The 25271-nt window shown below is 70.9% G+C and carries 24 protein-coding genes and 1 pseudogene; 6 read left to right on the forward strand and 19 right to left on the reverse strand.

The features are described from left to right. Positions 1 to 399: 399 nt before the first annotated feature. The 3 genes from ACYVF3_RS14605 to ACYVF3_RS14615 are packed head-to-tail and all read left to right on the forward strand — an operon-like array spanning position 400 to position 3139. The gene (locus ACYVF3_RS14605) at positions 400 to 1341 is read left to right on the forward strand and encodes an ABC transporter substrate-binding protein (RefSeq protein WP_461154757.1); all 942 of its coding nucleotides are present in this window, start codon (positions 400 to 402) and stop codon (positions 1339 to 1341) included. Beyond that, positions 1338 to 2351, forward strand: a complete 1014-nt coding sequence (locus ACYVF3_RS14610; RefSeq protein ID WP_461154758.1) for a FecCD family ABC transporter permease — start codon at positions 1338 to 1340, stop codon at positions 2349 to 2351. The genes ACYVF3_RS14605 and ACYVF3_RS14610 overlap by 4 nt, the downstream gene beginning before the upstream one ends. Then, positions 2348 to 3139, forward strand: a complete 792-nt coding sequence (locus ACYVF3_RS14615; protein ID WP_461154759.1) for an ABC transporter ATP-binding protein — start codon at positions 2348 to 2350, stop codon at positions 3137 to 3139. The genes ACYVF3_RS14610 and ACYVF3_RS14615 overlap by 4 nt, the downstream gene beginning before the upstream one ends. A 555-nt stretch (positions 3140 to 3694) precedes the next feature. Here the strand turns inward: ACYVF3_RS14615 and lgt are convergent. From lgt to ACYVF3_RS14645, 6 genes are all read right to left on the reverse strand, one after another. Further along, on the reverse strand, positions 3695 to 4921 hold the full coding sequence (lgt, locus tag ACYVF3_RS14620) for a prolipoprotein diacylglyceryl transferase (RefSeq protein ID WP_461154760.1): 1227 nt from the start codon (positions 4919 to 4921) through the stop codon (positions 3695 to 3697). Between the two features lie 103 nt (positions 4922 to 5024). Next, positions 5025 to 5813 carry a tryptophan synthase subunit alpha gene (gene trpA, locus ACYVF3_RS14625; protein ID WP_461154761.1) on the reverse strand — a complete coding sequence of 263 codons (789 nt, stop codon included), beginning with the start codon at positions 5811 to 5813 and terminating at the stop codon, positions 5025 to 5027. Continuing rightward, positions 5813 to 7075, reverse strand: a complete 1263-nt coding sequence (trpB, locus tag ACYVF3_RS14630; RefSeq protein ID WP_461154762.1) for a tryptophan synthase subunit beta — start codon at positions 7073 to 7075, stop codon at positions 5813 to 5815. Before trpB ends, trpA begins: the two co-directional genes overlap by 1 nt. Positions 7076 to 7110: 35 nt before the next feature. After that, positions 7111 to 7923 (reverse strand): indole-3-glycerol phosphate synthase TrpC, encoded by an 813-nt coding sequence (trpC, locus tag ACYVF3_RS14635; RefSeq protein ID WP_461154763.1) that lies wholly within the window; start codon positions 7921 to 7923, stop codon positions 7111 to 7113. 266 nt (positions 7924 to 8189) lie between these two features. Next, complete coding sequence (locus ACYVF3_RS14640) at positions 8190 to 8795, reverse strand: Trp biosynthesis-associated membrane protein (RefSeq protein WP_461154764.1); 606 nt, start codon at positions 8793 to 8795, stop codon at positions 8190 to 8192. Continuing rightward, entirely contained in the window at positions 8779 to 10344 is a 1566-nt protein-coding gene (locus ACYVF3_RS14645; protein WP_461154765.1) for an anthranilate synthase component I, read from the reverse strand. The genes ACYVF3_RS14640 and ACYVF3_RS14645 overlap by 17 nt, the downstream gene beginning before the upstream one ends. 86 nt (positions 10345 to 10430) lie before the next feature. Between ACYVF3_RS14645 and ACYVF3_RS14650 the strand changes: the two genes are divergently transcribed. Next, positions 10431 to 11039, forward strand: coding sequence for a TetR/AcrR family transcriptional regulator (locus ACYVF3_RS14650; RefSeq protein ID WP_461154766.1), 609 nt, complete (start codon positions 10431 to 10433; stop codon positions 11037 to 11039). A gap of 138 nt (positions 11040 to 11177) precedes the next feature. On the opposite strand, the gene hisI is transcribed toward ACYVF3_RS14650, so the two are convergent. From hisI to ACYVF3_RS14690, 8 genes and pseudogenes are all read right to left on the reverse strand, one after another. Beyond that, the gene (gene hisI / locus ACYVF3_RS14655; protein ID WP_461154767.1) at positions 11178 to 11525 is read right to left on the reverse strand and encodes a phosphoribosyl-AMP cyclohydrolase; all 348 of its coding nucleotides are present in this window, start codon (positions 11523 to 11525) and stop codon (positions 11178 to 11180) included. Next, entirely contained in the window at positions 11522 to 12295 is a 774-nt protein-coding gene (hisF, locus tag ACYVF3_RS14660; protein WP_461154768.1) for an imidazole glycerol phosphate synthase subunit HisF, read from the reverse strand. Before hisF ends, hisI begins: the two co-directional genes overlap by 4 nt. A gap of 67 nt (positions 12296 to 12362) precedes the next feature. Further along, on the reverse strand, positions 12363 to 13811 hold the full coding sequence (locus ACYVF3_RS14665) for an alpha/beta hydrolase (protein WP_461154769.1): 1449 nt from the start codon (positions 13809 to 13811) through the stop codon (positions 12363 to 12365). A gap of 106 nt (positions 13812 to 13917) precedes the next feature. Beyond that, entirely contained in the window at positions 13918 to 14649 is a 732-nt protein-coding gene (priA, locus tag ACYVF3_RS14670; RefSeq protein WP_461154770.1) for a bifunctional 1-(5-phosphoribosyl)-5-((5-phosphoribosylamino)methylideneamino)imidazole-4-carboxamide isomerase/phosphoribosylanthranilate isomerase PriA, read from the reverse strand. Between the two features lie 158 nt (positions 14650 to 14807). After that, the gene (locus ACYVF3_RS14675; RefSeq protein WP_461154771.1) at positions 14808 to 14990 is read right to left on the reverse strand and encodes a hypothetical protein; all 183 of its coding nucleotides are present in this window, start codon (positions 14988 to 14990) and stop codon (positions 14808 to 14810) included. 14 nt (positions 14991 to 15004) lie between these two features. After that, positions 15005 to 15634, reverse strand: a complete 630-nt coding sequence (gene hisH, locus ACYVF3_RS14680) for an imidazole glycerol phosphate synthase subunit HisH (protein ID WP_461154772.1) — start codon at positions 15632 to 15634, stop codon at positions 15005 to 15007. Between the two features lie 18 nt (positions 15635 to 15652). Then, positions 15653 to 16564 carry a transketolase family protein gene (locus tag ACYVF3_RS14685; RefSeq protein ID WP_461154773.1) on the reverse strand — a complete coding sequence of 304 codons (912 nt, stop codon included), beginning with the start codon at positions 16562 to 16564 and terminating at the stop codon, positions 15653 to 15655. 62 nt (positions 16565 to 16626) lie between these two features. Beyond that, a pseudogene (locus tag ACYVF3_RS14690) lies at positions 16627 to 17037 on the reverse strand (transketolase); the annotation flags it as partial. A gap of 86 nt (positions 17038 to 17123) precedes the next feature. On the opposite strand from ACYVF3_RS14690, the gene soxR reads away from it, so the two are divergent. Beyond that, positions 17124 to 17597 carry a redox-sensitive transcriptional activator SoxR gene (gene soxR / locus ACYVF3_RS14695; RefSeq protein WP_461154774.1) on the forward strand — a complete coding sequence of 158 codons (474 nt, stop codon included), beginning with the start codon at positions 17124 to 17126 and terminating at the stop codon, positions 17595 to 17597. A 192-nt stretch (positions 17598 to 17789) separates the two neighbouring features. Here the strand turns inward: soxR and ACYVF3_RS14700 are convergent, their stop codons facing one another. Together ACYVF3_RS14700 and ACYVF3_RS14705 are read right to left on the reverse strand one after the other, a co-directional pair. Continuing rightward, a complete protein-coding gene (locus ACYVF3_RS14700; RefSeq protein ID WP_461154775.1) occupies positions 17790 to 18470 on the reverse strand; it encodes a response regulator in 681 nt (226 codons plus the stop codon). Then, complete coding sequence (locus ACYVF3_RS14705) at positions 18467 to 20044, reverse strand: sensor histidine kinase (protein ID WP_461154776.1); 1578 nt, start codon at positions 20042 to 20044, stop codon at positions 18467 to 18469. Before ACYVF3_RS14705 ends, ACYVF3_RS14700 begins: the two co-directional genes overlap by 4 nt. A 156-nt stretch (positions 20045 to 20200) precedes the next feature. Between ACYVF3_RS14705 and ACYVF3_RS14710 the strand changes: the two genes are divergently transcribed. Continuing rightward, positions 20201 to 21559: a cation:dicarboxylate symporter family transporter gene (locus tag ACYVF3_RS14710; RefSeq protein ID WP_461154777.1), complete on the forward strand. Its 1359-nt coding sequence runs from the start codon at positions 20201 to 20203 to the stop codon at positions 21557 to 21559. 225 nt (positions 21560 to 21784) lie between these two features. Here the strand turns inward: ACYVF3_RS14710 and hisB are convergent, their stop codons facing one another. From hisB to hisD, 3 genes are all read right to left on the reverse strand, one after another. Further along, positions 21785 to 22402, reverse strand: coding sequence for an imidazoleglycerol-phosphate dehydratase HisB (gene hisB / locus ACYVF3_RS14715; protein ID WP_461154778.1), 618 nt, complete (start codon positions 22400 to 22402; stop codon positions 21785 to 21787). Continuing rightward, a complete protein-coding gene (locus tag ACYVF3_RS14720) occupies positions 22399 to 23517 on the reverse strand; it encodes a histidinol-phosphate transaminase (RefSeq protein WP_461154779.1) in 1119 nt (372 codons plus the stop codon). The genes hisB and ACYVF3_RS14720 overlap by 4 nt, the downstream gene beginning before the upstream one ends. Positions 23518 to 23611: 94 nt before the next feature. Beyond that, positions 23612 to 24922 carry a histidinol dehydrogenase gene (gene hisD / locus ACYVF3_RS14725; RefSeq protein ID WP_461154780.1) on the reverse strand — a complete coding sequence of 437 codons (1311 nt, stop codon included), beginning with the start codon at positions 24920 to 24922 and terminating at the stop codon, positions 23612 to 23614. Between the last annotated feature and the right edge of the window lie 349 nt (positions 24923 to 25271).

Below are 25271 nucleotides of genomic sequence, written 5' to 3' on the forward strand. Positions count from 1 at the left end.
TGTAACCGGAGCGTTGAGCAAACTTTACAGCCGGGACACCCGGAAGCACCAACGCGAAACGTGATGCCGACCATCTTGTTGTTGCGCCCGGCGCTGACCGAACACCGGCGAATTCGCTGCTCAGAGGCACCGCGGAGACCGCGGCGTCATGCCGCGGGCGGCGTGGCGGCCTGAACACGTCACACGGCCCCGCGCCGGTCGGCGGGCGGCAGCACGAGCGAACCGCTCGTCGCCGGACACGGCCCGTCATCGAATTTACCTGCTGCGTCGCCGCCTGTGCACCTCTCTCACTGGTGTGACCTCCAGCAACGCCACCACCCGATCTTTGCTGATATCTTTCCAGCTCAGGGCACTCACCACGGTGAGCGCTCGTTCGCCAGCTCCGACCCGAGGGAAGACATGACCGGGTTCCGCCGTCTCGCCGCCCTGATGATGGCCGCGTTCGCCCTGTTCACCATGATCACGGCGTGCGCGACCCGCCAGCCCTCCCCGGTACCGGTGGTACCCGACGATCCCGCCTCGGCCTTCCCCGCGAAGGTCTCGCTGCCCGGCGGCGAGCCGGTCACCCTGCTGCAACAGCCAAAGAAGATCGTGTCGCTGTCGCCGTCGGCCACCGAGACGCTCTACGCGCTCGGTGCCGGTGACCAGGTCGTCGCGGTCGACCAGGCCTCGAACTTCCCGGCGAACGCCCCGCGCACCGAGCTGTCCAGCTTCAACGCCGACGCGGCCGCCGTCGCTGGCAAGGAACCGGACCTGGTCATCGCGCCGGACAACGCCACCCAGCTCGCCGAGGGCCTCAAGGCCGTGGACGTGCCGGTTCTGCTGACGCCCTCGGCCGCCAGCCTGGACGACGCCTACCAGCAGATCCAGGTGATCGGGCAGGCCACCGGGCACGGCAACCAGGCCGGGGCGCTCGTGCAGAAGATGCGCACCGAGATCGCCGACATCGTGGCCGCCACCCCCAAGCCGCCGCAGCCGATGACCTACTTCCACGAGGTCAGCCCCGATCTCTACACGGCGACCTCGCGAAGCTTCGTGGGCAACGTCTACTCGCTTTTCGGGATGGTCAACATCGCCGATTCGGCCCCTGGCCCGTTCCCGCAGCTGTCGCAGGAGCACGTCGTGCAGGCCAACCCGAACCTGATCTTCGCCGCCGACACCAAGTGCTGCGGCGTCAACGCCGGCGCGATCGCGGCGCGGCCCGGCTGGCACGGAATCGACGCGGTCCGCCGCAACCACGTGGTGGAACTCGACGACGACGTGGCGGGCCGCTGGGGCCCGCGCGTCGTCGAGCTGGTGCGGGCCATCAGCGAAGCGGCGGGCAAGGCCCAGCAGGGTTGAGCGCACCCACTCGGCTCCGCCCCTGGCACCTCGCCGCCGGATCGCTGTTGCTGCTGGGGAGCGTGCTGCTCTCGGTGCTGCTGGGAGCAGCCGAGCTCGGTGGGCAGCGCGTGCTGGCCGAGATCGTCGCCCAGCTGACCGGCGGCGTGTCCCCGCTGTCCGAGCGCGAAGCGGCGATCCTGTGGGAGCTGCGGGTCCCCCGCACCGTGCTGGGAGTGCTCGTGGGGGCGGCGCTCGCCGTGTCCGGCGCGGCCTTCCAGGGCGTGTTCCGCAACCCGCTCGCCGACCCCTACCTGCTGGGCTCGGCGGCCGGTGCCGGCCTGGCCGTCACCCTGGTGATCACCGCTGCACCGGACACCGGGCTGTCGATCCCGGTGCAGGCCGCGGCCTTCGCCGGCGCCCTCGGCGGCGTCGGGCTCACCTGGCTGGTCGGCCGGTCGGCAGGTCGCGACACCGCGACGCTGGTGCTGGCCGGAGTGGCGGTGGGCGCCTTCCTCACCGCCGGGCAGACGTTCCTGCAGCAGCTGCGCGTGGAGTCGCTGCAGCAGGTCTACCTGTGGATCCTCGGGCGGTTGAGCACCACCGGGTGGCACGAGGTGCTGATCGTGCTGCCGCAGCTCGCGATCTCGGCGGTGGTGCTGTGCCTGTGCGCGCGGCTGCTCGACGTGCTGGGAACCGGTGACGAGGAGGCCGCCTCGCTGGGCGTGCACCCCGGCCGGGTGCGCGCGCTGGTGCTGATCGCGGCCTCGCTGGCCACCGCCGCCGCGGTGTCGGTGGCCGGGCTGATCGGGTTCGTCGGGCTCGTCGTGCCGCACCTGGTGCGTTTGGCGCTGGGCGGCGGCTCCCGGATCGTCGTGCCGATGTCGTTGCTGGTCGGCGGGGTGTTCCTGGTCTTCGCCGACATGCTGGCGCGGACCCTGCTGGCACCGGCGGAGATCCCGATCGGCGTGATCACCGCCTTCACCGGCGCCCCGTTCTTCGCCGTCCTGCTGCACCGGAGGCGAGCGTGAGCCGGCTGGAGGTCCGGGGCCTCTCGGCCGGATACCGGCGCACGACGGTGGTTTCCGGGGTGTCGACCACTGTGGACACCAGTGGCTGGCTGGGCATCATAGGACCCAACGGAGCCGGGAAGTCGACGCTGCTCAAGGCCATCGCCGGACTGCTCGGCCACACCGGGGAGGTGCTGGTCGACGGGCGTGCGCTGACCTCGCTGCGCCGCCGCGAACGCGCCCGCACCGTCGCCTACGCGCCGCAGATCCCGCAGCTGCCGGTCGGCCTGACCGTCACCGACTACGTCCTGCTCGGCCGCACTCCCCACCTCGGCGCGCTCGGCCGGGAGGGGCGGAGCGACCTCGACGTCGTCGACGAGCTCCTCACCCGGCTCGACCTCACCCACCTCGCCGGGCGCGCGCTGCACACGCTCTCCGGCGGCGAGCGGCAGCGGACCGTGCTGGCCCGGTCGCTGGCTCAGCGCGCGGGCGTCCTGCTGCTCGACGAACCCACCACCGGGCTCGACATCGGGCACGCCCAGTCCCTGCTCGACCTCGTCGACGAACTGCGCGCGGAGCTCGGGACCACGGTCGTCACCACCCTGCACGACCTCACCCTCGCGGCCCAGTACGCCGACGACCTCCTGCTGCTCGCCGACGGCACCCCCGCCGCCCACGGCACTCCCGCCGAAGTCCTCACCCCGGAAGCGCTGCACACCCACTACGCCGCCCGCGCAGCGATCCTCCGCACCCCCGACGGCACCCCGGTCATAGCCCCCACCCGCAACTCCACGCCCGGCACCGACTGACCCTCCCCACCACATCCCCAACCCCTAGCACTCATAAACCTCAACGGGGTCGGGGTCCCGATCTCCGCGAACAGTCCTGCCGCCCTCGACCTCGGCATCTCCCAGCTTTAGGAGTCGTTTCAGAATGCGGCGGAGCCGCTGTTTCAGGTGTGGGACTCAGCTGGCACCGCCGCGGGTTCTCACACGTCGTCTGGCGAGTACGCCGCGACGCCGTGTATTGGCATACATCAGGAGTGGCGCACGGAGTCCAGACGGCGTGTGAGGTTCCGCCACCCGCACCGCCAAGCAAGGTGATTCTGCAACGACCCCTTAGTCCAAACCGAGGACCCTTCATGCCCGAAATGTCCGCTCAGTTTGGACTAAAACTGGGACCTGCCCACGCTCGATGACAACGTGACCCCTCCGGCATCACCCGGTCCGACACCACCTGGGTGGGGGTGGGGAAGAGTCGAGTGGGGGTAGGAGAGACCCGAGTGGGGGTGGGGAAGTTTTCATGAAAACTTCCCCACCCCCACTCGGGTCTTCGCTCTTCGCTCTTCGCTCAGAGCTCTGGCGTTAGGACTGGGTTTTGGCGTCCTCGTCGTCCTTCGTGGACTTCGCGGGCTCGTCAGCGTCCTTCTCGGGCCGGACGGATTCCTCGTCCGGCTTCTCGTCGTTCGGTTCCGCGGTGCCCTCGTCGTTCTCGTCCGACGACTTGTCGTCCGTACCGGACTTCTGCTCGTCCGACGGCTTCTCCTCCGTGCCGGATTTCTTCTCGTCCGACGGCTTGTCGTCCGTGCCGGACGGCTTTTCGTCCGGGGCCGACTTCTCGTCCGCGTTCGGCTTGTCGTCCTGGGCGGACTCGGTGTCATCGTCCGACTTGGGGGCTGTCGTGGACGGGATGTCCTCGGGGTAGGGCTTGCCCGCGAGTCGCGCCGGGTCCTCGCGCTTGCCCCGGACCACCAGCAGGTAGATGACCGCGCCGATGAAGACCAGCAGCGAGGTGAACACGTTGATGCGGATGCCCAGGATGTGGGTGGCCTCGTCGCTGCGCATCATCTCGATCCACACGCGACCAGCGGTGTAACCGGCGACGTAGAGCGCGAACACGCGGCCGTGGCCCATCCGGAACTTGCGGTCCGCCCACAGCACCAGCAGGAAGACGCCGACGTTCCACAGCAGCTCGTACAGGAACGTCGGGTGCACGACGGTGATCGGCGTCGGGTCGACCGCCACGCCCGCGATCGGGTCGGCGAGGCCGGTGCCCGGATCGATGCGCCGGTAGATCTCCAGTCCCCACGGCAGCGTCGTCTCGCCGCCGTAGAGCTCCTGGTTGAACCAGTTGCCGAGCCTGCCGACGGCCTGCGCCAGGACCAGGCCGGGCGCGACGGTGTCGGCGAACGCGGGCAGCGGAACGCCTCGCTGGCGGCAGCCGATCCAGGCCCCCACGGCGCCGAGCGCGACCGCGCCCCAGATGCCGAGGCCGCCCTCCCAGACCTTCAGCGCGTCCAGCGGGTTCTTGTCCGGCCCGAAGTACTTGTACCAGTCGGTGGCCACGTGGTACAGCCGACCGCCGATGAGGCCGAACGGCACGGCCCACACGGCGACGTCGACGACCGTGCCCTCACGACCGCCACGCGCGATCCAGCGGCGGCTGCTGATCCACACCGCCAGCACGATGCCGGCGATGATGCACAGCGCATACGCTCGCAGCGGGATCGGACCGATGTACCACACCCCCTGCGGAGGGCTGGGGATGTTGGTCAGCAAGGGACTCGCCGAAGCGACAACCGGGGCATTCACAGCGCTTACGGTATCGGGCGCACGACCGCAGGTGAGCACCCCCCACGCCGCATCACGGCTGCACAACGAACCCGTGACCCGTTCGCGAAGAACGTGTCAAGCGTCAGGCTTCGCGCACGCCCTCGGCGAGATCCGCGGCCAGGGCGCGGACGCCCGCTGGGCCGTCCTGCTCCGCGCGGGTCACGAAGGCCGATCCGACGATCACGCCGTCCGCGAAGCGCGCCACCTCGGCGGCCTGCTCGCGGGAGCGCACGCCCAGGCCGACGCCGATCGGCAGGTCGGTGTGCGCGCGGGTGCGACCCACCAGGCCTGAGGCGGCCGTGCCGACGGAATCGCGCGCACCCGTCACGCCCATCACCGACGTGGCGTAGATGAAGCCGCTGCTGGCCTTGGCGGTCAGCGCCAGCCGCTCCTCGGTGGAGGACGGCGCGACCAGGAAGATCCGGTCCAGCCCGTGCTCGTCGGTGGCGGCGATCCAGTCCTCGCCCTCGTCGGGGATGAGGTCCGGAGTGATCACGCCGAGCCCGCCCGCGGACTTGAGGTCGCGGGCGAAGGCGTCCACGCCGTAGCGGTGCACCGGGTTCCAGTAGGTCATCACGACCGCCTTGCCACCGGCGTCGGCGATGGAGGAGACGATGTCGAAGACCTGGCGGACCCGGAAACCGGCCTTCAGCGCAGTCTCGCTGGCCGCCTGGATCGTCGGCCCGTCCATCACCGGATCGGAGAAGGGCAGCCCGACCTCGACGATGTCGCAGCCCGGACCGTCGCCCGGCAGCATCGCCTGGAACAGCTCCTTGCTGCCCTCGACGGTCGGGTACCCGGCGGGCAGGTAACCGATCAGCGCGGCCCGCGACTCGTCGCGGCACGTCTGGAAGACCTCACGCAGGCTCATCACGCCTCCGACTCGTCATCGACGAGACCGAAGTACTTCGCCGCGGTGTCCATGTCCTTGTCGCCCCGGCCCGAGAGGCTGACGATGATCAGCCCGTCCGGCCCGAGCTCCTGCCCGAGCTTGATCGCCCCGGCCAGCGCGTGCGCCGACTCGATCGCCGGGATGATGCCCTCGGTGCGCGAGAGCAGCTGGAAGGCCTGCATCGCCTCGTCGTCGGTCACCGAGCGGTACTCCGCCCGGCCGGTGTCCTTGAGGTAGGAGTGCTCGGGGCCGACGCCCGGGTAGTCCAGCCCGGCGGAGATCGAGTACGCCTCGGTGACCTGCCCGTCCTCGTCCTGCAGCAGGTAGGAGCGGGCGCCGTGCAGCGTGCCCGGGGTGCCCTCGCCGAGGGTCACGCCGTGCTCACCGGACTCGATGCCGTGCCCGGCCGGCTCGTAGCCGACGAGCCGCACGTCGGCGTCGTCGATGAAGCCGTGGAAGATCCCGATCGCGTTCGAGCCGCCGCCGACGCAGGCGACGACCGCGTCGGGCAGCCTGCCGACCAGCGCCAGCGCCTGCTCGCGGGCCTCGTCACCGATGATCCGGTGGAAGTTGCGCACCATCATCGGGAACGGGTGCGCGCCTGCCGCCGTGCCCAGCAGGTAGTGGGTGTGGTCGACGTTGGCGACCCAGTCGCGCAGGGCCTCGTTGATGGCGTCCTTGAGCGTCGCCGAGCCGTTGGCCACCGGGATCACCTCGGCGCCCAGCAACCGCATGCGGGCGACGTTGAGGGCCTGCCGCTGGGTGTCGACCTCGCCCATGTAGATGACGCACTCCAGGCCGAGCAGCGCGCAGGCCGTGGCCGTGGCGACGCCGTGCTGGCCGGCACCCGTCTCGGCGATGACGCGGCTCTTGCCCATCCGCTTGACCAGCAGCGCCTGCCCGAGCACGTTGTTGATCTTGTGCGAGCCGGTGTGGTTGAGGTCCTCGCGCTTGAGCAGCACCCGGGCACCACCCGCGTGCTCGGCGAAGCGCTTGGCCTCGGTCAGCAACGACGGGCGACCGGCGTAGTTGCGCAGCAGCTCGTCGAGCTCCGCGAGGAACTCCGGGTCCTGCTGGGCCTTGGCGTACTCGGCGGCGAGCTCGTCCTGCGCCGCGATCAGCGCCTCCGGCATGAACCGGCCGCCGTACTCGCCGAAGTGCCCGCGCCCGTCCGGATCGTGCCCTTCGGGCACGGGCTCGCCCTGGCGGTGCGAGCGCGCGGAGTCAGCCCCGACGGTCATTGCCTTACCTCCTGTGTTGCTCCGCGCCCCGAGCTTCAGCGGCTCGGACGCGGACATGCCGGGTGCGACCCGGCGGTCACCAGCTGGTTGACGGCCGACTTGGGATTGTCGCTGGTCACCAAGCCCTCACCGACCAGCACCGCATCGGCACCGGAACCGGCGTAGGCCATCAGGTCGCTGGGGCCGCGCACGCCCGACTCGGCGATCTTGAGGACGTCCTGCGGCAGTCCCGGAGCGATCCGGCCGAACACGTCGCGGTCCACCTCGAGCGTATGCAAGTTGCGCGCGTTGATGCCAATGATTTTCGCCCCGGCCTCCAGCGCCCGGTCGGACTCCTCGGCGGTGTGCACCTCCACCAGCGCGGCCATGCCCAGCGACTCCACCCGGTCGAGCAGCGCTTCCAGCACGTTCTGCTCCATGGCGGCCGCGATGAGCAGCACCATGTCCGCGCCGTGCGCGCGGGCCTCGTGCACCTGGTACGGGCTGACCACGAAGTCCTTGCGCAGGATCGGCGTGGCCGGAACCCGCTTGCGCACCGAATCGAGGTCGGCCAGCGAACCGCCGAAGCGGCGCTGCTCGGTGAGCACGCTGATCACGCGGGCCCCCGCGTCGGCGTAGTCGGCCGCGAGATCCGCCGGTTCGGCGATCTCCGCCAGCTCGCCCTTCGAGGGGCTGCGCCGCTTGACCTCGGCGATGACGCCCACGCCCTGCGCCTTGAGGGCGCCGAGCACGTCGTGCGGCGGGACCGCCGCCGCTGACAGCTGCTTGATCTCGTCGAACGGGATCGCAGCCTCGCGCACCGCGAGATCCTCGCGGACGCCTTCGATGATGTCTTCCAGAACGGTCACGCGAACACCTCGCCGGCTGTGCCCCGAACACTCACCCGCAATGCCCAGACCCTGCTGAATGCGCGGTTGAACTCATTGCGCTCGATCACGACACTCCCCTTCCCGCCGTGCCGTCGCATGGCCGATGCTAAACCTCGCCGACCTGCCCCCTTACCAAGGGGTGGGCCCGGAGTCCCAGCGCAGCAAGGACCTTTGGCCCTGTCGCCAGACGGAACGTCCGGCTCCGGACGACGTCGAACAGCGGTTTTCGCCGCCTCGGAGATCCTTCAGCGATCGTCTTCCTCGGTGGGATCGCGTCCGGCGTCCAGTTCGTTCCACAGCTGCCGGTCCGGATCCTGGGACTTCTGCTCCTTGGCGGCTCCCGGCGCGGAGTAGCGCGCGCCCATCGCCGGCATCCGGCCTGCGCGCACCACCACCAGCACGCCCGCGATCAGCAGCAGCACCGCGCCCAGCGCCATCAGCGCAGGCCCGGCGGGCTGCGTCGAGAGCTCGCCGATCGGCGAGCTGCCCGCCGGGACGTCACCGCCGGCGTGGGTGGACCAGCCACCGCTGAACTGCTGGTAGGCCCGCCACGCCAGCAGAGCTCCGGCCAGCGCGATCAGCACTCCCACCAGCCGCCGCAGCAACCCTCCCGTCGCCAGGACCGCGGCCACGGCTGCCAGCGCCGCCAGCGCCATCGGCACCAGCTCCGGGCGCAGCACCGCCCCGGTGGCCCCGCTGACCGTCTCGGTGCCGAACGGCGTGCGGTAGCGCTGGCCGACCCAGGTCAGGCCCGAAGCGCCCCACAGCGCCCCGGCGCCCGCCAGCACCAGCAGCAGCACCGACCACAGCAGGCCCTTCGAGGGCGGCACCGGCTCAGACGCGCTGGTCAACGCGCGCCTCCTCCCGGTCGCTCGGGGCCGCCAGCGTCTCGGCCGTGGCGACCGCGTTGAGCACCGCCCGCGCCTTGTTCAGGCACTCCTGGTCCTCGGCCTCCGGGTCCGAGTCGGCCACGATGCCGCCACCGGCCTGCACGTAGGCGCGGCCGTCGCGGACCAGCGCGGTGCGGATCGCGATCGCGGTGTCGGCGTCCCCCGCGAAGTCCAGGTAGCCGACCACTCCGCCGTACTGGGCGCGTCGCGTCGGCTCCAGCTCCTCGATCAGCTCCAGCGCGCGCGGCTTCGGCGCCCCCGAGAGCGTGCCCGCCGGGAAGCAGGCGGTGATCGCGTCGAAGGCCGTCTTGTCGTCGGCGAGCTGACCGGTGACCGTGGACACCAGGTGCATGACGTGGCTGTAGCGCTCGATCCGGAAGAAGTCGACCACCCGCACCGAACCCGGCTTGCAGACCCGGCCCAGGTCGTTGCGGCCGAGGTCGACCAGCATCAGGTGCTCGGCGCGCTCCTTCTCGTCGGCCAGCAGGTCCTTCTCCAGCACCGCGTCCTCGTCCTCGTCGGCGCCGCGCCAGCGGGTCCCGGCGATCGGGTGCGTGGTCGCCTGCCCGTCGTGCACGGTGACCAGGGACTCCGGGCTGGAGCCCACGATGTCGAAGGGGCTGCCGCCGTTGGGGTCGTCGAGACGCAGCAGGTACATGTACGGGCTCGGGTTGGTGGTCCGCAGGACCCGGTAGATGTCGAGCGGATCGGCCCGGGTGTCCATCTCGAAGCGCTGCGAGACCACCACCTGGAACGCCTCGCCCGCGCGGATCGCCTCCTTGGCCTTCTCCACCGCCGCGTGGTGCTCGGCGGGCTGGCGGCGCCGCTGGAAGTCCGCGGGCGGTCGCGAGAACGTCGCCACCGTCGGCGCCGCCGGGGTCTGCAGCCGCTCGGTCATCTCGTCGAGCCTGCGCACCGCGTCGTCGTAGGCCGCGTCGACCCGCTCGGGGCTGTCGTCCCAGTTCACCGCGTTGGCGATCAGCGTGATCGTGCCCTCGTGGTGGTCCAGCGCCGCGAGGTCCGTGGCCAGCAGCATCACCATCTCGGGGATCTGCAGGTCGTCCTCGGTCAGCTCGGGCAGCCGCTCGATCCGGCGCACGGTGTCGTAGCCCATGTAGCCGACCATCCCGCCGGTCAGCGGTGGCAGACCGGGCAGCGGGTCGGTGTGCAGCAACCGGACGGTCTCGCGCAGCGCCTGCAGCGGGTCGCCGCTGCTGGGCAGGCCGACCGGCGGGGTGCCGGTCCAGTGCGCTTCGCCGTCCCGGACCGTCAGGGCGGCGGCGCTGCTGGCGCCGATGAACGACCATCGCGACCAGGATCGACCGTTCTCGGCGGACTCGAAGAGGAAGGTGCCGGGGCGATTCCCGGCGAGCTTGCGGTAGACCCCCAGCGGGGTCTCGTCATCCGCGAGCAACCGCCGCACCACCGGGATCACCCTGCGGTCCGCCGCCAGGGTTCGGAACTCCTCGCGTCCTGGGCTGATACTGCCGATCTCACCATCGCCGACCATGCGTGTCATTGTGCCGCGCAGCCGAACGGGCCCGGTGCGGGACCTCCGCTTTGCCTCCCCGCCGCCGGTGCGGCCAGGATGGGTGGGTGAGCACGACCGAACCGAAGCGCCGAGGCCGCAGGCCCAACGGCACCGACACCAAGGAAGCGCTGCTGACCGCCGCGCGCGAGGTGTTCGCCGAGCAGGGCTACGAAGCCGCCACCGTGCGCGCCATCGCGGGCAGCGCGGGGGTGGATCCGGCGATGGTCAAGCACTGGTTCGGCGGCAAGGAGGGCCTGTTCACCGCAGCCGTGCAGATCCCGATCAACCCCGCCGAGATCCTGCGCCAGGTCCTGGACGGGCCGCGCGAGGAGATCGGCGAGCGCATCATGCGCCGGTTCGTCTCGACGTGGGACACCGTCGGCGGCGGTCAGTTCGCCGCGCTCATGCGCAGCGTCGCCAGCAACGAGCAGGCCGTCACGATGCTGCGCGAGTTCGTGCAGAACGTCCTGTTCAACCGCCTGGTCGCGGTCTTGGAGGTCGACCGCCCGGAGCTGCGGGTGGCGCTGTGCGGCTCGCAGCTGGTCGGGCTGGGCATGGCCCGCTACGTCGTCCGCATCGAACCGCTCGCCTCAGCGGACGCCGACACGGTCGCGGCCACCATCGGCCCCAACCTCCAGCGCTACCTCACCGGGGACCTCGCCAACCTCCGCTGACCCACCCGCGAGGACCACCCTCGCTCCCAATGTCGCGCGAAATTGAGTCCCAAGCCGCCCGCGCACCCTGAACCGCACAGACGCGCCCGGGCGCGGAGGCGTTCTCAATTTCGCGCGAAATTGAGAACGGGGCGGCGGTCAGGACTCGGCGAGCAGGACGTCCGCGTCGAAGCAGGTGCGGTCGCCGGTGTGGCAGGCCGCGCCCTGCTGGTCCACGACCAGCAGCAGGGTGTCGCCGTCGCAGTCGAGGCGGACCTCGTGGACGTGCTGGGTGTGCCCGGAGGTCTCGCCCTTGACCCAGTACGTGCCGCGGCTGCGGGAGAAGTAGGTTGCGCGCCGGGTGGTGAGGGTGCGGTGCAGCGCCTCGTCGTCCATCCACGCCATCATCAGCACCTCGCCGGTGCCGCGCTGCTGCGCGATCGCGGCGACGAGCCCGTCGGCGGTGCGCTTGAGCTTCTCGGCGATCGCCGGGTCGAGCTCGCTCATCGGACCGTGATCCCTTCCGCGCGCATCGCGTCCTTGACCTCGCCGATGCGCAGCTGTCCGAAGTGGAAGACGCTGGCGGCCAGCACGGCGTCCGCGCCCGCGTGCACCGCCGGCGCGAAGTGCTCGACCGCACCGGCACCGCCGCTGGCGATCAGCGGCACCTCGACGACCTCGCGCACCGCGCGGATCATCTCCAGGTCGAACCCGGCCTTGGTGCCGTCGGCGTCCATCGAGTTCAGCAGGATCTCGCCGACGCCCAGCTCCTGGCCCTTCGCCGCCCACTCCACGGCGCAGATGCCGGTGCCCCGGCGTCCACCGTGGGTGGTGACCTCGTAGCCGGAGGACGTGGGCTGCCCGCCCTCGGGAACCCGGCGGGCGTCGACCGACAGCACGACGCACTGGGCGCCGAACCGCTTCGAGGCCTCGTTGAGCAGTTCCGGGCGCGCGATCGCGGCGGTGTTCAGGCTGACCTTGTCGGCGCCCGCGCGCAGCAGCCGGTTGATGTCGTCGGTGCTGCGCACCCCGCCACCGACGGTGAGCGGGATGAACACCTGCTCCGCGGTGCGCCGGACGACGTCGAAGGTCGTCTCCCGGTCCGAGGAGGACGCGGTGACGTCGAGGAAGGTGAGCTCGTCGGCGCCTTCCGAGTCGTAGGCGTTGGCCAGTTCCACGGGATCACCGGCATCGCGGAGATCGGTGAAGTTGACTCCCTTGACGACCCGTCCCGCGTCCACGTCCAGGCACGGGATGACACGCACAGCGACACCCATGCGCACCAGGGTAGACGTCCCCACCCCGAGCGGAGCCGGGGTGGGGACGCAGGTCACCGGGGCTCGGTCACCAGGGCGTGGTCGGCCGGGCCGCGGTCTGCACGGGTTCCGGCTGGACCGCCGGGCAGTGCTCGCCCTCGGCGGGCATCACGCCGTCGATCAGGTAGGCGTTGGTCGCGTTCAGCGTGCACTCGTTGCGGCCGTAGACGCCGTGACCCCAGCCGTCGTAGGTGAGCAGCGTCGCCTGCTCGATCTGGGAGTCCACGTTGGTCGCCCAGTTGTAGCCGGTGGCCGGGTCGTGCAGCGCGTTGAGGATGAGAACCGGCGCCTCGGTGCGGATGTCGGGCACGTGCTGCGGGTTCTGCACCGGCGCCTTCCAGTCGAGGCAGTACGGTGCGAGCGCGCCCCCGACGCCACCGCGCAGGTGCGGAGCGGCCTGCTCCTGCTGCTCGAAGAGCCGGGCGTACTGCTCGGGCGATTCGGCTTCGATGCGGTGATCGTTGCAGAACGCCGCGGTGGGGTTGGCGACCGGTTCCTGCTGCTGCGCGAGGGTTGTCGGCTGCCCGTTGCGCATCTCGTCGAGCTGGGTGGCCAGCGAGTGCCAGTCCGGCCCGTAGAAGGCCCCGATCACCCCTCGGGCGAGCTCGACCGGCGTCATCGGCTCCGCGCCACCCGGCTGCGGCAGCTCACCGGCCTCGGCCCGCTTGCGGAGCTCGTCGTAGACGGCGCCCACGTCCTCACCGTGCAGCGCGCACGCCGCGTCCCGGTCGCACCACTTCGCGAACTCGCCGAAGGAGTCCTCGGCGGCCTCCGCCTGGGTGACCATGAAGCCGGACGTGTCCTGGCTGTGGTCGAAAACGCTGTCCAGCACCAGAGATCGGACCCGCTCGGGGAACTGCTCGGCGTACATCTGCCCGGTCAGCGTGCCGTAGGAGATGCCGTAGAGGCTGAACTGCTGCTCGCCGAGCGCCGCGCGGAACGCGTCGATGTCACGGGCGACGCTCGCGGTGTCCATGTGGTCGACGATCGCGCCGCTGCGCGCCCGGCAGTCGTCGGAGGCGCGGCGGTTGTAGTCCTTCAGCCCCTCGAACTGCTCGGATCCGTCCGGGCGGACGTCCGGCATCTCCTCCATCAGCGCGGGATCGCACTGCAGCTGGTGACTTCCGCCGAATCCGCGCGGGTCGTAGCTGACGACGTCGAAGCGGGCGGCGATCTCGGGATCGAACGGGCTGCCGCCGACCAGCCAGCTGACCCCGGTGCCACCAGGACCACCCGGCATGGCGACCAGCGTGCCGATCTTCCTGGCAGGATCGGTCGCGGGGCGCCGGGCCACCGCGATGTCGATCTGCTCGCCCTGCGGGTTGGCCCAGTCCAGCGGGACTTGCACGGTCGAGCACTCGACCTCGGCGTTCTGCTCGCAGGGTTGCCAGTCGAGCCCGGCCTCCGCCTGCGCCGGTGCGGCCGCCGCCCCGGCTAACGCGCCGGCGGCCAGCAACACCCCCAGTGTTCGTCGCATGGAGTTCCTCCAGTGGTGGTCGGATCCGTGTTTCGGATCACGACCACCACGGTGCTGATCTCGCGATGCGACGTCGATCAGGGATTCCCCGGAGAAGATCCGGGGATCAGCGAACTGCGGCCAGGGCCTCTTCCAGCGTGAAGTTCTGGGCGTAGAGGGCCTTGCCGACGATGGAGCCTTCGAGCCCCGCCGACGCCAGCTGCGAGAGCGCGACCAGATCGTCCACACTGGACACTCCGCCGGAGGCGATGACCGGGGAGTCGGTGCGGGAGCAGACTTCTCGCAGCAGCTCGGTGTTCGGGCCCTGCAGCGTGCCGTCCTTGCTGACGTCGGTGACGACGTAGCGGCGGCAGCCGGCGGCGTCGAGGCGGGCCAGCACCTCCCACAGGTCGCCGCCGTCCTTGGTCCAGCCGCGCGCGGCCAGGCGGTGCCCCTGCTCGGTAATGCGCACGTCCAGCCCCACGGCCACGCGGTCGCCGTACTCGGCCACGACGCGGTCCGCCCACTCCGGGTTCTCCAGCGCGGCGGTGCCGAGGTTGACCCGAGCGCAGCCGGTGGCCAGCGCGGCCTCCAGCGAGGCGTCGTCGCGGATGCCGCCGGAGAGCTCGACCTGCACGTCAAGCTTCGCGGTCACCTCGGCCAGCAGCTCGCGGTTGCTGCCGCGGCCGAAAGCGGCGTCGAGGTCGACCAGGTGAACCCACTCCGCGCCCGCGCGCTGCCAGGTCAGCGCGGCCTCCAGCGGATCACCGTAGGAGGTCTCGGTACCGGCGGCGCCCTGCACGAGGCGGACGGCCTGCCCATCGGCAACATCAACAGCGGGAAGCAAAGTGAAACTCACAGCTCAACCCTAATGACGCCCCGCCGGGGCCGAACACCCGGCCACCTCGCAGGCCTGCCCCGAACGGGGGACAGAATTCCAAATTCGCGCGGAGTTGGAGCCCGAACCCCGGGTGTCGAATTTCGCGCGAAATGGGAAACGGGCGGCGTTACCGCAGGTCAGCGGCGCGTGCGTTCGCTGCGGAGGATCGCCACCAGCGGAACGCCGAGCACCAGCACCGTCAGCGCCACCACGCCCAGCACGGGCACACCGGCCTGGATCAGGTACGGGGCGCCGACGGCCGAGGCCATGCCGACCGCGAGCACCAGGGCGACCACGCGCACGGCGTTCGGGCCGAGCAACCCGTGACGGCGGGTCACAGGGTGCCCAGCCAGTTGCGCAGCAGGTGGGCCCCGGCGTCAGCGGACTTCTCCGGGTGGAACTGGGTTGCCATCAACGCTCCGTTCTCGACGGCGGCCACGAACGGTTCTCCGTGCTCGGCCCAGGTCACCCTGGGCGGGTCGATCGAGTCGGAGCTCGCCAGCTCCCACTCGCGGACCGCGAAGGAGTGCACGAAGTAGAAGCGGGTCTCGTCGTCCAGGCCGTCGAACAGCACGCTGCCGGCGGGCTTGCGCACGGTGTTCCAGCCCATGTGCGGCAGCACGTCGGCCTGCAGCCGCTCGACGGTGCCGGGCCACTGCCCGCAGCCGTCGGCCTGCACGCCGTGCTCCACGCCCTGGCCGAACAGCACCTGCATGCCCACGCAGATGCCCAGCACCGGGCGATCGCCGGAGAGCCGCTGATCGATGATCTTGTCGCCGCCGACCTCCAGCAGCCCTTCCATGCAGGCCGCGAACGCGCCGACGCCGGGAACGACGAGGCCTTGCGCCTCGACCGCGGCACGATGATCAGCGGTCACCTCGACGTCGGCGCCGGCGCGCTGCAGAGCGCGTTCGGCGGAGCGGAGGTTGCCTGATCCGTAGTCCAAGATGACGACTCGTGCCACGCGGCCAGGCTACCGGGCTCACGCCGCCCGATTCCTCACCCCGTGCAGGAAGTGGGCGACCTCGCCCGCGATGGCACTCGGCCCGAGCCCGTGCGCGGCGTCGTGCTCCTCGACGGTGCCGTAGGCGCGCAGCTCCAGGTCCCTGCGCACGCCCATCGACAGCACCCGGTGCGGAGTGTCCGACAGCGCCTCGGCGACCTCGCGGGTGGAGGTGCCGCGCAGGTAGGGCTCGACCAGCACCACGTCCGGGGCCGACGTGCGCACGGCGGCGCGCAGCCCTGCGGCGTCGAACGGCCGGATCGTGGCTGTGTAGAGGACTGTGACGTCCATCGCGGCGGTGGCCGCCAGCACCGGATCGAGCATCGGTCCGACGGCGAGCACCACGCCGTCGCGGCCGTGCCGCACCTGGTGCCAGCCGGGCCCGGTGGCCAGCGGCTCGGCGTTGACGCGGTCGGAGAGCCGCAGGTAGGCGAGCCCGTCCTGGTCGAACTCGCGGCTCAGGAGCGCATCGACCTCGTCCGGGTGGCCGGGCACGTGCGCCCTCCAGCCCGGCAGCGTGTCGATGAGCGCGACGTCACCGGGAGCCATGTGGGTGCGCCCGGCCGTCGGGTAGTCGTAGGAGGCGCCGGTGCTGACCGCGATCGCCCCGACGCCCTGATGCCCGAGGTCGAGCTTGAGCTGCTCGAAGGGCCGTTCCACGAGGAACGGCGTGATCGAGTGCAGGACCGGCCGCATCCCCGCCAGCGCCAGTCCCCCGGCGACGCCGACCATCACCTGCTCGCGGATGCCGACGTTGAACACGCGCTCGTCGTGCCGGTCGAGGGCGTCGGTGAAGCGGTCGAGGGAGATCTCGGCCAGCACGAGCGCGACCTTCGGGTCGGCGTCCATGGCCGCGGTGGTGGTGCGCACGAACTGCTCGCGCATGCTCATCGGGTTCCTCCTCGGGTTTCGACCTCGGCGACGACCGCGAGCGGGCGGTCGGCGAAGGTGGCGCGCGGCCGGTCGAGCCCCCGTGCCCGCAGGCCGAGCGCGACGCCGAGCGCGAGCGGGAGCCCGTGGCCCAGCGATCCGCTGCCGATCTCCACCCCCGGCGCCAGCACCCGGTCGGGGTGGAAGCCCAGCCGCGAGTCGAACTCGCCGAAGCGGTCCAGCTCGGCCGGGTCCAGGAACCCCTTGGCCGCCAGGACCGCGTAGTAGGCCATCGGCCCGTGCCCCTTGGAGAGCAGGAACCGGTCGCGCTGCGGGTCGTCGACGCGGTCGGGAGCCACCGAGAGGACCTGGTCGTAGAGCACCCAGAGCGCGTCGAGGGTGGAGGTGGCCGCGGAGTCGTGCTTCTCGTCGCCGGTCATCCGCGTCATCAGCGGGCGCAGGTCCGCGTACTGGTAGTCCGTCTTGATCGCCATGCCGACCAGGATGGAACTTCGAGCTAAGTCGAAGTCAAGGGTCGATGAGCTCCATCATGATGGAGGTTCTGGGCTAGCCTGGCGAGGTGTCGAAACTTCCCGCCTTGCTGACCATCGGAGAGGTCGCGCACCGCAGCGGAGTCGCGCAGACCGCGCTGCGCTTCTACGAGGACCGCGGCCTGATCACCTCCACCCGCACGACCGGGAACCAGCGCCGCTACCGGCGGGCGGTGCTGCGCCGGCTGGCGTTCATCCGCGCCGCGCAGCGGGTCGGCCTCAGCCTGGAGCAGATCTCCGGAGCACTCGCCACGCTCCCCGACGACCACGCACCGACCAAAACCGACTGGGCCCGGCTCTCCCGGCAATGGCGCGACGAGCTCGACGCCCGCATCGACGGCCTGCAGCGCCTCCGCGACAACCTCACGGGCTGCATCGGCTGCGGCTGCCTGTCCCTGCGCACCTGCATCCTCAACAACCCCGACGACCGCCAAGCCGAGAACGGCCCCGGAGCCCCGGTCCTCCGCCCCACGGCGGACCCCACGACGCAACTGCCCAACTGACCTCCACCCCGCCGCAATCCCGCCCACTGAGCCCGCAATGGGCAGTTTTGGTCCGAACCGTCCATGATCAATGTCCGTTTCGCCCGGTCAGTTCAGACCAAAATTGCCCGTTGGTGACCCCCGGCAAGACCCGAGGTGTTGAACGCGCCGCCGCTCCCACCCACCACGGAGATCTGTTGCGGGTGGGAGCAATCAGGACTCGCCAGTCCAGGTGTAGGTCATCTCCGGGCGTCCGACCGTGCCGTAGGTGGGGAGGCGTTCGACCACGCCCGTGCCCGCGAGGTACTCCAGGTAGCGGCGGGCCGTGACGCGGGAGACGCCCGCGGCTTCGCCGACCGCGCCCGCGGACCCGCCGGAAGGCATCGCGCGCAACGCCGTGACCACCGCGGCGAGGGTTTCCTCGCTCATCCCCTTGGGGAGGGCCGCGCGGTCCACGCCGCGAAGGGACGAGAACGCGCGATCGATCTCGGCCTGCCCCTGGACCTCCCGGTCCTGACCGAGCGTGGCGCGGAACCGCGCGTAGTGCTCCAGCTTCTCGCGCATAGCGGCGAAGGTGAACGGTTTGAGCAGGTACTGCACGACGCCGCTGGACACCGCCGCGCGCACCACCTTGAGGTCCCGGGCCGAGGTGACCGCGATGACGTCGACCGGCAGTCCCGCCGTGCGCAGGGCGCGAGCCACCTGGAGCCCGTCCATGTCGGGCAGCCGCAGGTCCAGCAGCACCAGGTCGACGGTGGTGTGCTCGACGAACCGCAGCGCCGCCTGACCGGTGCGGACGCGCCCGGCCACCGCGAAGCCCTCGACCCGGTTGACGTAGGCCTCGTGCGCCTCGCCCGCCACCGGGTCGTCCTCGACCACCAGAACCGAGATCATCGCGACGCCCCCGGGAGCCGGACGGTGAACACCGCTCCCTCGTCGCCGCCGACGTCGATGGTGCCGCCGTGCCGCCGCACGCACTGGCCGACCAGCGCCAGGCCGAGGCCGCGGTCGTCGGACTTCGTCGACCAGCCGCGCCGGAACAGCTCGGAGGTGTCGGCCGGAACGCCGGGACCGTTGTCGGCGACCCGGATCAGCACTCCGTCCGATGTGGACCGGAGGGTCACCTCCACGCGGGGCCCCGGCCGGTCCGCCACCGCCTCCACGGCGTTGTCGATCAGGTTCCCGAGGATCGTCACCAGGTCCCGGGAGTCGAGGTGTTCGAGGGCCGCGTCGTCGACCTCGGTGTCCTCGCGCAGCACCACCTCGACGCCCCGCTCCCCCGCCTCCGCGCTCTTGCCCAGCAGCAGCGCGGCCAGCACCGGCTCTCCCACGGAGCCCACGACCTGGTCGGTCAGGCGCTGCGCGAGGTCCAGTTCGGAGGTCGCGAACCCGACGGCTTCCTCGGTCCGGCCGAGTTCGATGAGCGAGACGACGGTGTGCAGCCGGTTCGCGGACTCGTGGGCCTGCGAGCGCAGCGACTCGGCGAACCCGCGCATCGAGTCGAGCTCGCCGCTGAGGGCCTGCAGCTCGGTGTGGTCCCGCAGCGTGATGACGCTGCCGAGGTCGCGGCCGTCGCTGCGGACCGAGGAGACGTTGACCAGCAGCACGCGGTGGTCGGTCAGGTGCACCTCGTCGCGGACCGATCCCCTGCCGAAGGCGTCCACAAGGGACGGTGGAAGGTCCAGCCCGGACACCTTCTCACCTTCGATCTCGGCGGAATCCAGTGAGAGCAGCACAGCGGCACCATCGTTGCACAAGGTCACGCGCCCGTCCGGCGACACCAGCAGCAGCCCTTCGCGCACCGCGTGCAGGATCGCGTCGTGGTACTCGTACATCCGGGACAGCTCAGCAGGTCGCATGCCGTGGGTGTGCCGCCGGATCCGGGCGTTGACCAGGTACGTCAGCACCCCGCCGAGCAGCAGCGCCCCGCCCGCAACGAGCACCAGCACCGCGAGCCGGCCGCGCAGCTCGTCGGTGATCGCCCGCACGGTGATGCCGTCGGCCACGAGCCCCACCATCTGGGAGCCGCGGTGGACCGGCACGACCGCGCGCACCGAGGGGCCGAGCGTGCCGGTGTAGGTCTCGACCAGCATTCGCCGGGGGTCGATGTTGCCGCGGAACGGCAGGCCGATGCGGGACGGGTCGGGGTGGGTGAACCGGATCCCCTGCGGCGACATGATCGTGATGAAGTCGACCCCCGACTCGGCCCGCACTCGCTCGGCCAGCGGCTGCAGCGTCGCAGTGGGGTCCGAGGAGGCCATCGCGTCGGCCACGGCGGGCTGGGCGGCCAGCGTCCGGGCCACCGCCACGACCTTCTCCCGCGCCGTGTCCTCCGTCCGCTGGTCGGCGTCGTAGGTGGCCAGCGCGGCTCCGGCGAGCACGACGACGGCCACGACGATGATCTGCAGCACGAACAGCTGACGAGCCAGGCTCCACCGCGGGCGGAACCGGTACCGGTATCCGGACATCACTCACTCATGACGACGATGTGAACACAATGAACAGAAGCGAGACGGCGACGATACACAGCTCGCATAGTCTCGGACCGGATCTTCCGTGACCTGGGACACGCACGGTGAACCGTACGTGACCCGGAGACACCCGGCCGCGCAAGGAGTTCAACAGTGGCTAGCAATGATGCTGCGCCGACGAAACGTCGGGACAGAACGCACTACCTCTACATCGCGGTGATCGTCGCCGTCCTGGCGGGCATCGCCGTCGGCTTCCTCGCCCCCGATGTCGGCAAGGCTCTCAAGCCGTTGGGCACCGGCTTCATCGAACTGATCAAGATGATGATCTCGCCGATCATCTTCTGCACGATCGTGCTCGGCGTCGGCAGCGTCCGCCAGGCCGCCAAGGTCGGCCGCGTCGGCGGTCTCGCACTGGCCTACTTCATGATCATGTCGGTGGTCGCGCTGATCATCGGCCTGATGGTCGGCAACGTGCTGCACCCGGGCGAGGGCCTGCAGATCACCGACGAGCTGCGCGGTTCGGGCGCCGAGCAGGCCAGCGAGGAGTCGCAGGGCACCACCGATTTCCTGCTCGGGATCATCCCGAAGACGCTGGTCTCCGCCCTGACCGAGGGCGAGGTCCTGCAGACGCTGCTGGTGGCCCTGCTGGCCGGTTTCGCCCTGCAGAGCATGGGCGACAAGGGCAAGCCGATCCTGCGCGGCATCGAGCACCTCCAGCGCCTGGTGTTCAAGATCCTGGCGATGGTCATGTGGGTGGCCCCGGTCGGCGCGTTCGGCGCGATCGCTGCCGTGGTCGGCGCCACCGGCGTGGACGCGCTCAAGGGCCTCGCGGTGATCATGATCGGCTTCTACACGACCTGCGCGCTGTTCATCTTCGTCGTGCTGGGCGCCATCCTGTGGCTGTTCGCGCGGGTCAACATCTTCTCGCTGCTGCGCTACCTGGGCCGCGAGTTCCTGCTGATCGTGTCGACCTCCTCGTCGGAGGCGGCGCTGCCGCGACTGATCGCGAAGATGGAGCACCTGGGCGTGAGCAAGCCGGTCGTGGGCATCACGGTGCCCACCGGCTACTCGTTCAACCTCGACGGCACCATGATCTACCTGACCATGTCGTCGCTGTTCATCGCCAGCGCGCTCGGTGACCCGCTGTCGATCGGGGAGCAGATCGGTCTGCTGCTGTTCATGATGATCGCGTCGAAGGGCGCGGCGGGCGTCAGCGGCGCCGGCCTGGCCACGCTGGCGGGCGGTCTGCAGTCGCACCGCCCGGACCTGCTCGACGGCGTCGGTCTGATCGTGGGCATCGACCGCTTCATGTCGGAGGCCCGTGCCCTGACCAACTTCGCGGGCAACGCGGTCGCGACGGTGCTCATCGGTTCCTGGACCAAGGAGCTCGACCGCGCCCAGATGCAGCAGGTCTTCACCGGCGAGTCGCCGTTCAACGAGCAGACGTTCGTCGACGACGGCGGAGCGTCCAGCGAGGAGAAGACCCCGGCCTCGGCCTCGGCCTCGGCCTGACGCGCCTCCCCCGGAGACCGGGATTCCCCGTCACCTGACGAGGGAGTCCCGGTCTTCGTCGTGCCGGGGGCGTCAGCCCGTGACACCCGGGGTGCTGCGGTGCATCGCGCGGTCGGGTCGTGTGGGGGTTGGGAAGTTTTCATGAAAACTTCCCCACCCCCACACGACCGGTTCTCGTGCATCAGCACGACGACGTGCTCGACGTCGGCGGCGCTGGAACAGCTCTCAGAGCGCGCCCTTGGTGGAGGGGACGACTCCGGCGAAGCGGGCGTCGGGTTCGACCGCGGCGCGCAGGGCGCGGGCGATGGCCTTGTACTCGGCCTCCGCGATGTGGTGCGGGTCGCGGCCGTGGATCACCCTGGTGTGCAGGTTGATCTGCGAGTGGAAGGCCAGCGACTCGAAGACGTGCCGGTTGAGGACGAACGGGTAGTTCCCGCCGATGGTGAAGGTGTTGTACTCCTCCGGTTCGCCCGACATCACGCAGTAGGAGCGGCCGGAGACGTCGACGGCGGCGTGCGCGAGGGTCTCGTCCATCGGGATCCAGGCGTCGCCGAAGCGGCGGATGCCCTTCTTGTCGCCCAAGGCCTGGCGCAGCGCCTGGCCGAGGACGATCGCGGTGTCCTCGACGGTGTGGTGGGCGTCGATGTGGATGTCGCCGGTGGACTTGACCTTGAGGTCGAACGCGGCGTGCGTGCCCAGCGCGGTGAGCATGTGGTCGTAGAAGGGGACCGTGGTGTCGACGTCGACCTGCCCGGTGCCGTCGAGGTCGAGCTCGACCAGCACCGACGACTCCTTGGTGGCGCGCTCGACGCGGCCGACCCGCGTGCCTGGCTGGAAACTCACCGTTCGATCTCCTCCACAACTGCCTTGCTCGCCGCCAGGAACGCGTCGTTCTCGGCGGGCGTGCCGATGGTGACCCGCAGGTGACCGGGGATGCCGACGTCGCGGATCAGCACGTCGGAATCCAGGTAGCGCTGCCAGGCCCGGTGCGCGTCGGCGAACCGGCCGAACAGCACGAAGTTGGCGTCGCTGGGCGCGGGGGTGAATCCCAGTTCCCGCAGTGCGGCCAGCACCCGGTCGCGCTCGTCGCTCAGCGCGTGCACCGAGCCCAGCGTGGCTTCGGCGTGCCGCAGCGCGGCACGAGCGGCTGCCTGGGTCACCGACGACAGGTGGTACGGAAGCCTGACCAGCAGCAACGCCTCGATCATCGCCGGTGCTGCTGCCAGGTAGCCCAGCCGTCCGCCCGCGAAGGCGAAGGCCTTGCTCATGGTGCGGCTGACGATCACCTTCGCCGGGTACCGCTCGATCAGCTCGACCGCGCTGGGCTGCGCGGAGAACTCGGCGTAGGCCTCGTCGACCACCACGACGCCCGGTGCGGCGTCGAGGACGGCGCGCAGGTCGTCCGGGGACACCGACTGGCCGGTGGGGTTGTTGGGGCTGGTCACGAACACGACGTCGGGCTGCTTCTCGGCCACCAGGCGGGCGGCCTCGGCGCCGTCGAGGCTGAAGTCGTCGCGGCGCGGCGCGGGCACCCAGTCGGTGCGGGTGCCCGCCGACAGGATCGGGTGCATCGAGTAGGAGGGCTCGAAGCCCAGCGCGGTGCGCCCGGGCCCGCCGAAGGCCTGGAGGATCTGCTGGAGGACCTCGTTGGAGCCGTTGGCGGCCCAGACGTTGTCCATCGCCAGCTGGGCACCGGTGGCGCCGGAGAGGTAGGCGGCGAGGTCGCTGCGCAGCTCGCGGGCGTCGCGGTCGGGGTACCGGTGCAGGTCGGCCGCCGCCTCGGCGACGGCGGAGGTCACGTCGGCGACCAGTTCCGGCGGCGGCGGGTAGGGGTTCTCGTTGGTGTTGAGCCGGACCGAGACGTCCAGCTGCGGCGCCCCGTAGGGGCTGCGTCCGCGCAGGTCGTCCCGCAGCGGCAGGTCGGCCAGCGTCGTGTCGGCGCCGAGCACGTCACTCATGGAAGTCCTTCATCATCTTCTCGCCGCCGGAGTGACCGGCGCGGTGGGAGGCCGTCCCACCTGCGTCGTTGCGGCGGCTGAATGGGTCATCGTCTCAGAAGCGGGCGGTCACGGCCTGGCCGTGGGCGGGCAGGTCCTCGGCGTCGGCCAGCGCGACGACCTGGTCGGCGACCTCGCGCAGCGCCTGCTCGGTGTAGGAGACGACGTGGATGCCGCGCAGGAAGCTCTGCACGCTCAGGCCCGAGGAATGGCGGGCGCACCCGCCGGTGGGCAGCACGTGGTTGGAGCCCGCGCAGTAGTCCCCGAGCGAGACCGGCGCGTAGGGGCCGACGAAGATCGCGCCCGCGTTGCGCACGCGCGCCGCGACGGCGTCGGCCTCGGCGGTCTGGATCTCCAGGTGCTCGGCGGCGTAGGCGTCGACGACACGGATGCCGTCGTCGACGTCGGACACCAGGATGCAGCCGGACTGGCGCCCGGTGAGCGCGGTGCGGATGCGTTCGACGTGCTTGGTCAGGCCGACCTGGCGCTCCAGTTCGGCGTCGACGGCGTCGGCCAGCTCCGGCGAGGTCGTGACCAGCACGCTGGCCGCGAGCGTGTCGTGCTCGGCCTGGCTGATGAGGTCGGCGGCCACGTGCACGGCGTCGGCGGTGCCGTCGGCGAGCACCGCGATCTCGGTGGGCCCGGCTTCGGAGTCGATGCCGATGATGCTGCGCAGGTGGCGCTTGGCCGCGGTGACGTAGACGTTGCCGGGGCCGGTGACCATGTCGGCGGGCACCAGCTCGGCGCCGTCGGTGTCGGTGCCGCCGTGGGCGAGCAGCGCGACGGCCTGCGCGCCGCCGACGGCCCAGACCTCCTCGACGCCCAGCAGCTGGGCGGCGGCGAGGATCGTCGGGTGCGGCAGGCCGCCGAAGTCGGCTTGCGGCGGGCTGCACACGACCAGCGATTCGACGCCGGCGGTCTGGGCGGGGACGACGTTCATGACGACGCTCGACGGGTAGACGGCGAGGCCGCCGGGCGCGTAGAGGCCGACTCGCGCGACGGGCACCCAGCGCTCGGTGACGGTGCCGCCGGGCACGACCTGGGTGGTGCTGTCGGTGCGCTGCTGGTCGGCGTGCACGCGACGGGCCCGCGCGATGGATTCCTCCAGCGCGGCGCGCACGGCCGGGTCGAGCTCGTCGAGCGCCCGGCGCAGCTCCTCGGCGGGCACTCGCACCCGCTCGGGGCGGACCCCGTCGAACTTCTCGGTGTGCTCGAGCACGGCGTCGACGCCGCGGTCGCGGATGTCCTCGATCACCGGCCGCACCCGATGCAGCACGTGCTCGACGTCCATCTCGGCCCGCGGCAACGTGGCGCGCAAGGTAGCGGTGGACGGAACACGACCGCGCAGGTCGGTACGGGTGAGCATGAGCATCCTTCCAGGACAGGTGACTGCACCAACAAGGGTAATCGACCCCCACCACCCAGTCCCCAAACCCAGCCCCGAGTCACACACCAGAAGGAGAACAAGACCGAGGACGACCGTCAGGCAAGCACCGAAGGCGCCTTCTCATCACCCACCCAAGCAACTCGCACCGCTCCGGGGACTCGGGTTCGTGCTGGAGGCAAGGTCGAAGTTTTCATGAAAACTTCCCCACGACCCACGACCCACGACCCACGACCCACGACCCACGACAGGCAAGCACCGAAGGTGCTTCCTCACCATCCCACGCAAGCAACCGGCACCGCCGCGGGTTCTCAGACGCCTTCTGGGGAGG

Source organism: Saccharopolyspora tripterygii (genome assembly GCF_054778355.1).